The organism is Leptolyngbya sp. PCC 6406, from assembly GCF_000332095.2.
GTDB lineage: Bacteria > Cyanobacteriota > Cyanobacteriia > Phormidesmidales > Phormidesmidaceae > PCC-6406.
Window position 1 is genome coordinate 1,581,186 of the sequence record NZ_KI913949.1, and the last position, 11,198, is coordinate 1,592,383.

Here is an 11,198-nt window from a genome sequence, read left to right on the forward strand (position 1 = left end):
GGCGTGGGGACAATTAACGGGAGCGGGCTATCCATCGCTGGGAGAGGGCAAAGAGCATCTGGCGGTTGTATTTCCAGAAGAAATAAAGATAAACCCCTAGAATTGCGATCAAACAGAGATTCGCGATCGCATTATAAGTCCCCATGATTTGCCCCGGCGTCCAGTGATGGATATTGGCAAGGCGATTCATATCACCATGGTCCGGGTCGCCCCACATCGCCCCCCAGGGAATGGAGGCTTGGAAGCGGACAATTTGCTTCCAGAGCCAAAATTGGCCCCAGAAACAAAAGGCTGCCCCCAACACCACCGGATAGCGGTAAAAGTCCCAGCGAAAGTACTGGGGCAGGGGAAAGTAAAAACTGACCATCAGCAGGGCACAGAGGTACAGTTCACCCCCGATGCCCCCAAAGGACAGCAGCATATCGAAGGTCTGGGCGGGCATTAGCCAAGTCATGGCAAACTGCATCACCATCAGCACGACGGCCAAGATCATGGGCCAGCGGTGCTGCTCCTTCCGCCCATAGGCAAACAGCAGGCCAAATAAAATCAGCAGACCGAAATACACAAATAGCGATCGCGTCGGGTCCACGGCGGTCCAACCCAGGGGTAGGGGCAGCGCCCGCCGTCCCGCCAGCCAAGCCACCGTAGCATGGCCAAATTCGTGGAACCAAATCTTGATGCCAAACAGCAGCCAGTTGACGATGGGCAGGGCATTCATCACCATGCCCAACACCAATAGGGCCGGGAAGATATAGGTATTGCTATAGCGATTCCGAAAGGAAAATAAATCGGTGTTGTCTGGAGATAGGGCATCCTGGCGGGGTAGGAGAGCGGTCCGTTTCCAGACTATTTTTGGCGTACTTTTCTGCGTACTTTTCTGCGTGCTGCTGAGACCAGACACCACCAGGGTTTCTACCCCCCCTAGCCCCAGGGCCGCTAGGTCTTGCTGGGCCAAAAACGTGTAGATCTGGGCCAAAGCCTTAGCGGGATTCGGCGTTCGAGCTGCGGGCAGACCAATGTGCAGTTGGCCATTACGGAGGGCGACTTGGGCAGAGAAGCCCCGTTGTTGCAAGAGCGTTGGAAGCTGGGTCAGGGCCGGAATTTCCGCCTCCTCTAGCGGACCAGTTCCTCCAGAACTATCGGTAGCCGAGGGCAGTGCCTCTAAATGGGCCTTGAGCACCAAGTAAGCGGTTTTCAGGGGCTCTAGCTCCCCTCGTTCCCCTTGGCGAATCAGGACCGATCGCTGCTGGAAATAGACCGTTTTGACAGCTTCGAAGGGGGCTCCCAGGGGGAGGCGAAGGTGCTGATAGGCATCCGCGATGGCGGCGGTCTGCTCCCAGGATGTTTCTGAAGGCGGGGGGCCAGAATTCCCGCCAGAATTCCCGCCCCCATTTTGAACCCCATGGGGATGGGAATAGGGCGCAGAACGCCGCGCAGAAGCTGGAGCAGGCATTTGCCCAGACGCAGTTCCCTGGAGATGGGGGGCAGACGGCCCAGGGGCAGGGCTGAGGATCATGGTTTTGCGCCAGCCACCAGCGCCCTTGTCCGTCTGCTCAGCCTTGCCCGTCTGCTCGGCATAGATATGCAGTTCTCGCAACATGGGAATTTGCAACCGTTCAATCCCCTGCCGAAGATACAGAGCGGTGGCATTTTCCGGCGGTAGGGTGGCCCCACTCACCCACACAGTCAGGTGCTCACCCTGGCGATCGCAATGCACCGTGAGCCCCCTGCCCTGGAGAGCCGGGTTAATCAGATCCGCGATCGCATCGGCATCTCCCATCTTCGCCCGATCCAGCAGAGAAAGGATGCCCATGGGTCAACCTCCTTGAGAATATTCCAGTTCACCTTCAATTCCAGATCACCCCCAGAACATCAGGACTGGGCCAGCAGGTGTCGGAGTCCATTGACCAGCAGCTCCACATGGTCATTGGTGATCCAATAGTGGGTAACAGCACGGAGCGTGCGATAGGAATAGATCCCCACCTTAATACCGTAGCCATCCCACAGTTTCGCCACCAGTTCTGGGGGTGTCAGCGGAGCATCCGCCGCTAGGGTGAAAAACACCATATTGGTTTGCACCACAGCCGGGTCAATCTCAATTCCCGGCACAGAGGCCAGCCCCTGAGCCAGACGCTGAGCCAGGGCATGGTCTTCCCCCAGGCGCTGGGTCATCTCCTCTAGGGCAATCAGCCCCGCTGCCGCTAGAATACCCGCCTGACGCATCCCGCCCCCCACCAGCTTGCGGGTGCGACGGGCCTGATGGATAAACTCGCGATCGCCCACCAGCACCGACCCCACCGGAGCGCAGAGGCCCTTACTCAGGCAAATACTGACGGAGTCCACAGAGCGAGTAATAGCAGTGGGTTCACAGCCCAGGGCCGTAGTGGCATTGAACAACCGGGCACCGTCTAGGTGAATACGAAGATCGTGGCCATTTGCGATCGCCCGTAGCGCCTCAAAATAGACGGGGGGAATGGCCGCCCCATGATTGCCGCCAGAACTATTCTCCGTCAGAATTAAGCGGCTTCTAGGCCAGTGGGGATTGTCCCCTCGAATAGCTCCCTGCACCTGGGCCAAATCCATCTGCCCCAGGGCATCCGTGGGCAAGGGCCGAGGGGTAATCCCTCCCAAAACCGCCAAGCCCCCCGCCTCCCAGCAAAAAGTATGGGCATCTTCCCCCAGAATGGCCTCATCCCCCCGCTGGGCATGGACCAACGCGGCAATCAGGTTGCCCTGGGTACCGCTGCTAACAAAAAGACCCGCCTCCTTGCCTAGCCTCTCCGCCGCCCTGGCTTCTAGGGCTGAGACAGTAGGGTCTTCACCGTACACGTCATCTCCGACGGGAGCCGCCGCCATGGCCGCCCGCATCGCCGGGGTGGGCCAAGTCACGGTATCAGAACGAAAATCGATAGTGTCCATAGCAGGGGATAGAGCAGGTCGGGTTACGGGTACGATCGAAGTACTCGTAAGCCTATTGTCCTTTGAAGAATCTGAAAAACACGCCCCCCTTCCGCCTCCTTAAGGCCAAACCCGTTGTCCTCGTCCTCCAAACCGTCCTCAAATGGCAACGGGATGACTGCTTTGAGATGGGAGCAGCCCTATCGTATTACGCCCTATTTTCCCTGTTTCCCCTATTTTTAGTGATTCTAAGCGTATTTGGAGCCCTCACAGGCCCGACAAGTCAGGTTTACGATCAAATTCTATTTTTTGCTCAAAATGGCTTGCCCCCCGAAGCCTATACCCTAGTCACCGATACCCTGATTCACCTGAATCGCAATAGTGTCGGGGCGGGTATCATCAGCTTTCTATTACTCTTTTTTACCGCCAGCGGCGTCTTTGGGGCCTTGACACGGGCGATGAATAAAATTTGGCGCACCCATCCCATGGAAGACAGCCCGACCAACCTGAAAACAGCGGTCGGCACCTTTTTGCGGAACCGGATGCTGGCGTTTTTACTCGTTTTTAGCACCACTGCCCTGATGCTGGTATCCCTAGTATCCAACATTGTGATCAGGGTAATTCTAGATCTGATCACAAATCTGGATGGCGTCATGGATTTCCTTCAGATTGATGACTTGTTGCTGTTGCGATCGCTCCAGGCCAGCTTTACTTTTGTCATCCTCTCCACCGTGATTATGGTGATGTTTAAGGTACTGCCTTCAACCCCGATCCGCTGGGGGGATGTGTGGCTGGGGGGCTTGGTTACTACCGGATTATTTATGCTGCTGCAACATTTAGTGAGCAACAGCATTATTCGAGTGGGCGAACAGTTTCGATCCTATGGGGTGGTGGGCAGTGTCATGATTCTTATGCTGTGGTTGTTTCTCACCTGCCAAGTCTTTTTGCTGGGTAGTGAAATGACCTTTGTCTATGCCTATATGTTTGGCAGTCGCTGCGGTATGCCGCCCCCCCGCACTGGCTTTAAATAACAGCCTCGCATAATGGACCCACCCGCTGGGATGTGACAATCCACAACTGGATATCAAGCCGGATGGATATCAAGAAGGGGCAGCAATTGATGCCATAAGCAAACCTGCTGTCCGATAGGCCCCTATCTATGGGATAACCAGAAAAGCGGTTGCGGTCAGCCATCGGGTCGCAGCACACACCAGGATAGACTGAGACAGACCTAGGGGCCGAGGGAAAAAGAGGCATGAAGAAGCTAATTAAGGGACTGCGACAATTCCAGAGCGACTACATCCCCTCCCACAAGGCACTTATGGAGGAGCTGAGCAAGGGGCAGCATCCTCGGGTGTTATTCATTGCCTGCTCCGATTCTCGGGTGGATCCAGCCCTGATTACCCAGTCGGAAATTGGCGATCTCTTTGTCATCCGCAATGCAGGCAATATTATTCCCCCCTTTGAGGCGACCAATGGTGGCGAAGGAGCCACCATTGAATACGCGATAGAGGCTCTGGGCATTCGCCAGGTGATCATCTGCGGCCATACCCAATGCGGTGCCATGAAGGGATTATTGCAACTGGGGGAGCTGGAGGAGAAGATGCCCCTGATCTATGACTGGCTGCACCACACCGAAGCCACCCGCAAGCTGATTGAAGATCACTATGGCCACTTGGATAAAAAGGAGCGGCTAGATGCCCTAGTGGCAGAAAATGTCCTGACTCAAATTGAAAATCTTCGCACCTATCCGGTGATTCGTTCCAAGCTCTACCGGGGAGACCTGTCCATCCACGCTTGGCTCTACAAGATTGAGTTGGGCGAGGTCTTGACCTACGACATGGAAAAACATGCCTTTGTCCCTCCCTACAGCTCAATTGACCCTGACGCCACCCTCAGAGCGCGGCAAGATCTGCCCATCTCCACCCCCGACCCTGTCTCAGAGGATCCGCTGCCCAGCTATCTGCCGGGGGCCAACCGCCTGTCCCGCGCCCAGGCGGAACGGATCTATCGAGGCTCCGCTGCCCGCTAAGGGGCTTGCGACTCCATAAATCCCGCTATCATTTCTCTGGGCTCAGGGGACGGGACAGGATATAGTGCCTACAGAAATCGCGCCTATAGGTCTTGGACGAACCGTAGAATTGGGTCACAACAGCCTGGGGCTGTAGCTCAGATGGATAGAGCAGCCGCCTCCTAAGCGGCAGGTCGCGCGTTCGAATCGCGCCAGTCCCGTTCAGCTAATAGTTGATGAAGTTCCTGCTATGGCGATCGCAGACACCATTTACGAACTCGTGAAAACATTGCCAGAGGGCAAGGCTAATTTGGTGCTGACGTTTGCCCAGTTTGTGCAGCAGCAGGATCAGGTGCTGGGCGTTAACGGCTCAGCGGAGTCCATCGTTCAGTGTGTAGCAACGACCCAGTCAGAGCGAGTCGCCCTGAGTCAGCAGGCTAAGGGACGCTTTGCCCATTTGCCTAACAGCAGTGAAGCCTTTGCCCAGCAAAAGCAGGCTGAAATTGACTGGGAAGATCGGCATCGATGAACATCATTTTGGATGCTTGCGCGGTGATTGCCTATGAGCGGGGCGAGGCCGGGGCTGAGATAGTGGAGCGCTTTCTCGTTGAAGAGGATCGCTGCTGGATCCACGCGATTAATCTTTGCGAGGTGTACTACGACTTTTTGCGGGCAGGGGGCCAAGCAGCAGCGCAAGTGCTGGCTGATTTGCGCAGCTTTGAGGTGCAAATCTATGACCAAGTAGAGGCTGATTGATGGAAGCGGGGGGCATCCCACAAAGCCAGCCTCCGCAGAATTTCATTAGCAGACTGTTTTGCCTTGGCGCTGGCTCAAAAGCTGGAAGGGAAACTGTTGACTTCTGAATCATGCGGAATTTGACCCCGTGGTGTCTCAGGGGCTGTGTGCGGTTCAATGCATTCGGTGAATCGGCGATCGCGTTTTTAACAGCATTCCTTTTGCCCAAAATCGCAAGTAATTTGCGTAAAGGCTACTCAGCCGTGAGGATTTGAGCAACGGTGAGGGGGAGGTCGGGGAAGGTGGGTGAGGGAATGAGATCGCCCCCTGTGAGGCGTGTCTCTTCGTAGAGGTCATCGACGGGCTGCATGAGGGTGATGCAGTTTTTGAGGGGATGTTGTTGGGTAGGAGAGAAAGACATCGCTGCCCCTCTCCCCCCTAAGAACCGGACTTGATAGTTTCCTCTCATCCGGATCAAGCCCTCTGTGAGCCAACAGGTGTTTTGGCCTGACCATGTACCTGCCGATGACAGGCCTGATGGAGCAATTGTAGGTTCTCGTCCTGACTCAAACCACCCGCCTGGACAGGAGAGCGGTCATGAGCATGGACTTCCTCGCCATTGACGAGCCCTTCACCACAGACAGGGCACCGCCATTGCTGACTTTGGGCCAGTCGATAATACGTGGAGCCTCGACTCCAGTATCGCTTGCCATGCCGCTGTTGACGGTGTTGCCAGTAGTCGTGCAGGTCAGGGTCATCCGGAGAGGCGGTGCCTTTGACTTTGACATGCCGCTCAATCGTTAAGGAATCGAGCCGAAACAATGAGATGGACTTGTCGCCGTCGGTTGGCGTGTGAACCGTGGCCGCAAACACCCAGTGCCGATAGCCAAAGGCTTTGAAATAGCGCTTAGCCACCCAGGTTTTGGATTTGTTGGGATGCCGTCTGAGGCACCACCGCCAAATCGCCCGCCAGAGTTGGTCATCCATGGCATTGAAGACCCGCTTACTCACGACATGACGGTAGTAGCGTCCCCAGCCCTGCAAAATCGGGTTGAGGAAACGGATGACCAGGGCCGGTGAGGTGTGCAGGTGCGCTTTGAGCCAGGCTCGTAGCGCTTGCAGTTTGGCATTCACCTTCGCCGCTTGGGGCGTAATCAAGCACTTCCCTTGTCGGGACTGGATATGGAAGCCCAAGAAATCAAAGCCTTCGTCTTTGTGGACGATGCGCGTTTTCTCAGGATGGAGCATCAGCCCCCGCTGCTGGAGCCAGTCTTGCAGGATAGGGACTACGGCTTCAAGCGCTTCGCGACTGCGGGCCGTAACGAGGAAGTCGTCGGCATAGCGGATGAACCCGTAGCGGGTAACCTGGCGGTATCCGACTTGCCCCTCCCGACCCGCTTGGGTACGAGGAAAGGCTTTGCGGTCCCGGAACTGACTCAAGAGCTCGCCCATGCCATCGAGGGCAATATTGGCGAGGAGCGGGGAGATGACGCCGCCTTGCGGGGTGCCCGCATCGGTCGTGTGAAACACCTCCGCTTCCATATAGCCTGCCTTCAACCATTGCCGAATCCATTCGCGACCGGGACAGAGCCCAATGGCATCGAGAATGAAGTCATGGCTGATGGTATCAAACGCACTTTTGATATCGGCATCAAGAATCCAACTGTCATGGCCTTGGTTGAGGCGAATCCACGTTTGGTCGATAGCGTCCTGGGCACTGCGTCCGGGCCGAAACCCATAGCTATGTGCCTCAAAGCGAGCTTCCCAACTGGGTTCCAGGGCATTCTTGACCAGGCTTTGGGCCACTCGGTCAAGGACGCAAGGGATCCCCAGGGGACGCTGTTTACCCTTAGCCTTGGGAATATATATCCGTCGGGCTGGACGCACCTGACCGGGCGCATAGGCCGACATCTGATGGACCAGGTGCACCCGCTGGGCGGGTGTTAGGGCGGTATAACCATCAATGCCCGCCGTCTTGCGTCCGGCATTCAGTTGGGTGACTCGTCGCACCGACCACAACAGGTTGGCATGACTCCGTAGCATCAGTTTCATCAGGCTTCTCACCCGATTCCACTGCTGCTGTTGGCTCGCCCGGTAAATTCGCCGTCTCAGGTTCCGCAACCGCTTGTTGACCGACTTCCAGACGATGCTGTGCCAGTCCACTTGCGCTGTCGTAGTTCCGATGTCGTTGCCGACTCTATCTTTCACTCACGATTAGGTTCCTTTACAGTGGTTTATCGGTGAAGACCCACTGGAAGTCTGCGACCTTTCAGTCCGGGGCAAAGCTTGAACCCCTATCTGCGGCATTACCCACAGCCTTCGCTTTCTCCAGTTTCCTTTACCCGCTAGGGAGTTCTGCCGCCTTTACAGACTGGCTTACTGAGGCTATCGACCTGGCCTCAGACCCTATCGGGCTTACCGTGTTCCCTACCTGTGACCTGCGACTGTGGGGGGTTCCATCTATATGCCGGTGGGAGTTCGGTTCCTGCACGGTCAACTCGTAGACTTTGACCGCCCACCCACTTACCTTTTGGTCAGAGTGTTTCAGCCTCTTTCACTCGGCTACTGTGACGACACTTACGATGATTCACTCGCGTTAACCCTTCACAGTCTTCGTCTTGCACTCTCTCCAGATGGAGGCTGCCAGAGGTCGTGCTTGCGTGCCTTGCATTCCATTGCGTTCATTACTTACTAGCAACGTAGGCAGGGTCATTGACCCCGTTACGGGACGATGGGGAGCAAGAATTCCCCAGAGAGGACGGCCTCTCAGTCAGCAGGTACAGCTTTCACGTCGCACCCACAATCCAGTATTCGGGGATGTTGAGGGCGTTAGGCAGGGGGATGCACCGAATCAGTTTCCGGCTCCGAGGAGTTGGGCGGCGGTGAGTTCGGTGGCGAGTTCGGTGAGCAGGGGGGAGGGGATGGCTTGGGTGCCCGCTAGGGTGGTTTCTTCGTAGAGGCCGTCCAGGAGGGTTAGTAGGGTGACTTGCTGGGTGGTGGGGTCGATGATCCAGTATTCGTCGATCGCACGGGATTGGTATTGCGATCGCTTGTAGCGATAATCGCGATTTTTGTTTTCCTTCCCCGGCGAGACAACTTCCACTACCAACCGGGGTGGGGGCATGTCTAGGGTGAGGGTGGAGCGGGTGGCCCCGGCTAGGGCGGCGTCTGCCTCGGGGGACAACACCACCAAGTCTGGCACCCGCACTGTCGCCCGCGCTCCACTCACCACAATTTCAGTTTTCATGCGTAACAGGGCGGGGGGGAGTCCCTGCTGCACAAAGTACGCCAAGAGCCGAATGGCAATCCTTTGATTGAGATCACTTTCTGGTGGTATCTGCCGTAGCTCTCCCGCCTCTAGCTCATACAGGGCTTCCCGGTTCTCGGTTGCGGCCCAAAATTCGGCTAGGCCCATTTTCTCTACGGCGACAACCATCTTTCCCCCCTTGGCCGAGCTTGGGTTGTGCCCGGTGTCTTCCCATCTTACTCTCCGCCATCTAGCCGGATAGACAGGGATTGCTGAGGGGGAACAGAGCTTGTGGCCCCCCTACCACTGGTTGCATGGCGTTACCCCTCACTCAATGGGCCATACGGGAATAGGATCGCGCCCAGGGCTATGGGTCGAAAATACACCATCATTGGGCTACCTTGCTGTACCTGGGTGCGATCGCGCTAGTGGTCTGTCAACTTCGCCTTTGTGAGTGCCTTACGGTGCATTGCTTCGCGTGGGCGAAGCCACGCGAAGCAATGCACCGTAAGGATGTCATGCCAAGAACCTTAACGGGTGACAAGGGCACTCAACGTCATACGGTACAGGGTTTTGAGATAATGGAGGGGACAAAAAAAAGGGAGCCTCAGTACAGCTCCCCCAACCAAATATGTTCCCTACATTCTACCAAACTACCCTTCTCACCCATCTCAGTGAAAAGCAGTACTTGACCTTCCAGTTACTGTTGTTATTGCTACAAGCGCATCGCCAAGTCAAACTCTCCGTCTTAGCCAGCGTCTTTCCTCAGCCCATTCAGTATCAAAGTCGCAAACGGAACTTACAACGCTTTTTAGCCTTACCCCAACTCACGCTCAAGGTGCTGTGGTTTCCGCTGCTCAAATATTGGATCCGCCAAGTGGAAACGGGACGGGGCTTGAACCGTGACCAACGCCGTCGTCTGAGAACGCTCAAACACCATAAACACGGCTATTGGATTCTGGCAATGGACCGCACGGAATGGAAAGGGCGAAATATCTTCATGGTCAGCGTGGTGTGGGGGACTCATGCTTTACCCGTCTATTGGGAGCGTTTAGGGCGGGCGGGTACGAGTGACCTGAAAACGCAACGGCGACTGCTGAAAGCGGCCCTGTCCTTGTTTAAGTCCTACCCGGTTCTACTGCTGGGTGACCGGGAGTTCCATAGCCCTAAACTGGCGGACTGGTTGGAGCAGCGCGGGGTGTCCTTTGCACTCCGACAGAAAAAGGACTTCCATTTCAAGACCGATACCGATACCGACTATCAAGTCCTCAAAAACGCTGGCTTCAAACCGGGCCAGTCTCGATTTTATGAGGGAGTTTTGTGCAACAAGGGCGATGGTATGGGCCCGTTTAATTTAGCGGTGTATTGGAAGCGCTCCTATCGCCAGAAGGGGCCGAAGGAACCGTGGTATATCCTGACTAATCTGCCCACCTTGAAGCAAGCCTTAGCAGTCTATCGATGTCGCTGGGGCATTGAACAGCTCTTCAAAGACTTTAAGACTGGGGGCTATAACTTGGAGGATACCAAGGTCAATGACACCCGATTCTTAGCCTTAGTTTTACTGATCGCTCTGGCTTACAGTTTGGCGACTCTCCACGGCCAGTGGATGCAGGAGGCCAAGCTAGCTCAGTATGCCGGACGTCTCCAAGAGCACCAAGATAAGGCTCCACGGCACAGTGACTTTAGCTTCAGTCTCTATGGTCAACGATGGCTCTATGCCATGGATTTATGGGCCGATTGGGCGCTCAAGCTGGTAGCCCTCAAACCCCATAAACACCGCTATTTTCAGCGAGGTTTTCACGCCCTATCCCTTATCCAGCAAGCTCTCTAGGGGGGTTGTCACCCTGTAAGGCCAAGAACAGTCATACCCACAAAATCAGGGCTGACAGCGCGCTAGTACTGGGCGGCGGAAATACCCTGGCCGTTCTATCGTGGCACCCTCGGCCCCTCACCCTAGCCCTCTCCCACGGGGCGAGGGGACCGGAAAATGTTGGGCTGACGCGACAATAGTGGACTGATTTACGCCCTGTGGTACTAGCGGCAGCATCGGCGGAGATAGCGCGAACCCGTCCCCTGGCCACTCCAGCGCTCCTGGGGGGCGCTGGGTCGGCGTGCCTTGACCCAGCCTACGCAATGTTTGCCTGGTGTATTCTGGCTCTTGGGGCAGGCCGGGTAAACGCGGCGGTTCCTGGAACAACAATGCTAGGAATTGCCGTTCTGCCTTCCGCAACAACAACAATCCGCGCGAATCCAACAACAACATTGGGTTTCGAGTGGTTTGCGTTGCCCCCAGCACTCTTCTGGATC

Annotated in this window: 10 protein-coding genes and 1 tRNA gene; 6 read left to right on the plus strand and 5 right to left on the minus strand. The window is 56.0% G+C overall.

What is annotated here, in order from left to right; all coding sequences use genetic code 11:
• Positions 1 to 13 precede the first annotated feature (13 nt).
• Both LEP6406_RS30060 and ltaE read right to left on the minus strand, forming a co-directional pair.
• On the minus strand, positions 14 to 1,813 hold the full coding sequence (locus LEP6406_RS30060; protein ID WP_008314892.1) for a hypothetical protein: 1,800 nt from the start codon (positions 1,811 to 1,813) through the stop codon (positions 14 to 16).
• A gap of 59 nt (positions 1,814 to 1,872) precedes the next feature.
• A complete protein-coding gene (gene ltaE, locus LEP6406_RS0207245) occupies positions 1,873 to 2,919 on the minus strand; it encodes a low-specificity L-threonine aldolase (protein ID WP_008314890.1) in 1,047 nt (348 codons plus the stop codon).
• A gap of 62 nt (positions 2,920 to 2,981) precedes the next feature.
• On the opposite strand from ltaE, the gene LEP6406_RS0207250 reads away from it, so the two are divergent.
• The 5 genes from LEP6406_RS0207250 to LEP6406_RS31980 all read left to right on the plus strand — a co-directional run bounded on the left by LEP6406_RS0207250 (position 2,982) and on the right by LEP6406_RS31980 (position 5,665).
• On the plus strand, positions 2,982 to 3,929 hold the full coding sequence (locus LEP6406_RS0207250; RefSeq protein WP_008314889.1) for a YihY/virulence factor BrkB family protein: 948 nt from the start codon (positions 2,982 to 2,984) through the stop codon (positions 3,927 to 3,929).
• A gap of 224 nt (positions 3,930 to 4,153) precedes the next feature.
• Positions 4,154 to 4,930, plus strand: a complete 777-nt coding sequence (locus tag LEP6406_RS0207255; RefSeq protein ID WP_008314887.1) for a carbonic anhydrase — start codon at positions 4,154 to 4,156, stop codon at positions 4,928 to 4,930.
• A 126-nt stretch (positions 4,931 to 5,056) separates the two neighbouring features.
• Positions 5,057 to 5,130, plus strand: a tRNA-Arg gene (locus tag LEP6406_RS0207260).
• 29 nt (positions 5,131 to 5,159) lie between these two features.
• The gene (locus tag LEP6406_RS33535; RefSeq protein WP_008314885.1) at positions 5,160 to 5,438 is read left to right on the plus strand and encodes a hypothetical protein; all 279 of its coding nucleotides are present in this window, start codon (positions 5,160 to 5,162) and stop codon (positions 5,436 to 5,438) included.
• Complete coding sequence (locus LEP6406_RS31980) at positions 5,435 to 5,665, plus strand: PIN domain-containing protein (RefSeq protein ID WP_008314883.1); 231 nt, start codon at positions 5,435 to 5,437, stop codon at positions 5,663 to 5,665. The genes LEP6406_RS33535 and LEP6406_RS31980 overlap by 4 nt, the downstream gene beginning before the upstream one ends.
• A gap of 232 nt (positions 5,666 to 5,897) precedes the next feature.
• Here the strand turns inward: LEP6406_RS31980 and LEP6406_RS32730 are convergent, their stop codons facing one another.
• The 3 genes from LEP6406_RS32730 to LEP6406_RS0207290 all read right to left on the minus strand — a co-directional run bounded on the left by LEP6406_RS32730 (position 5,898) and on the right by LEP6406_RS0207290 (position 9,080).
• Positions 5,898 to 6,065, minus strand: a complete 168-nt coding sequence (locus LEP6406_RS32730; RefSeq protein WP_155834649.1) for a hypothetical protein — start codon at positions 6,063 to 6,065, stop codon at positions 5,898 to 5,900.
• Positions 6,066 to 6,118: 53 nt separating this feature from the next.
• Positions 6,119 to 7,852: a group II intron reverse transcriptase/maturase gene (gene ltrA, locus LEP6406_RS0207285; protein ID WP_027268926.1), complete on the minus strand. Its 1,734-nt coding sequence runs from the start codon at positions 7,850 to 7,852 to the stop codon at positions 6,119 to 6,121.
• Positions 7,853 to 8,495: 643 nt separating this feature from the next.
• Positions 8,496 to 9,080: a Uma2 family endonuclease gene (locus LEP6406_RS0207290; RefSeq protein ID WP_008315231.1), complete on the minus strand. Its 585-nt coding sequence runs from the start codon at positions 9,078 to 9,080 to the stop codon at positions 8,496 to 8,498.
• 442 nt (positions 9,081 to 9,522) lie between these two features.
• On the opposite strand from LEP6406_RS0207290, the gene LEP6406_RS0207295 reads away from it, so the two are divergent.
• Positions 9,523 to 10,722, plus strand: coding sequence for an IS4 family transposase (locus LEP6406_RS0207295; protein ID WP_027268927.1), 1,200 nt, complete (start codon positions 9,523 to 9,525; stop codon positions 10,720 to 10,722).
• Positions 10,723 to 11,198: the final 476 nt, after the last annotated feature.

What these genes read in the sequence shown, in the direction of transcription:
- LEP6406_RS0207295 (WP_027268927.1), top strand. Translation starts at nt 9,523, where the DNA reads ATGTTCCCTACATTCTACCAAACTACCCTTCTCACCCATCTCAGTGAA.
- LEP6406_RS31980 (WP_008314883.1), top strand. Translation starts at nt 5,435, where the DNA reads ATGAACATCATTTTGGATGCTTGCGCGGTGATTGCCTATGAGCGGGGC.
- LEP6406_RS32730 (WP_155834649.1), bottom strand. Translation starts at nt 6,065, where the DNA reads ATGTCTTTCTCTCCTACCCAACAACATCCCCTCAAAAACTGCATCACC.
- LEP6406_RS0207255 (WP_008314887.1), top strand. Translation starts at nt 4,154, where the DNA reads ATGAAGAAGCTAATTAAGGGACTGCGACAATTCCAGAGCGACTACATC.
- LEP6406_RS33535 (WP_008314885.1), top strand. Translation starts at nt 5,160, where the DNA reads ATGGCGATCGCAGACACCATTTACGAACTCGTGAAAACATTGCCAGAG.
- LEP6406_RS30060 (WP_008314892.1), bottom strand. Translation starts at nt 1,813, where the DNA reads ATGGGCATCCTTTCTCTGCTGGATCGGGCGAAGATGGGAGATGCCGAT.
- ltaE (WP_008314890.1), bottom strand. Translation starts at nt 2,919, where the DNA reads ATGGACACTATCGATTTTCGTTCTGATACCGTGACTTGGCCCACCCCG.
- LEP6406_RS0207290 (WP_008315231.1), bottom strand. Translation starts at nt 9,080, where the DNA reads ATGGTTGTCGCCGTAGAGAAAATGGGCCTAGCCGAATTTTGGGCCGCA.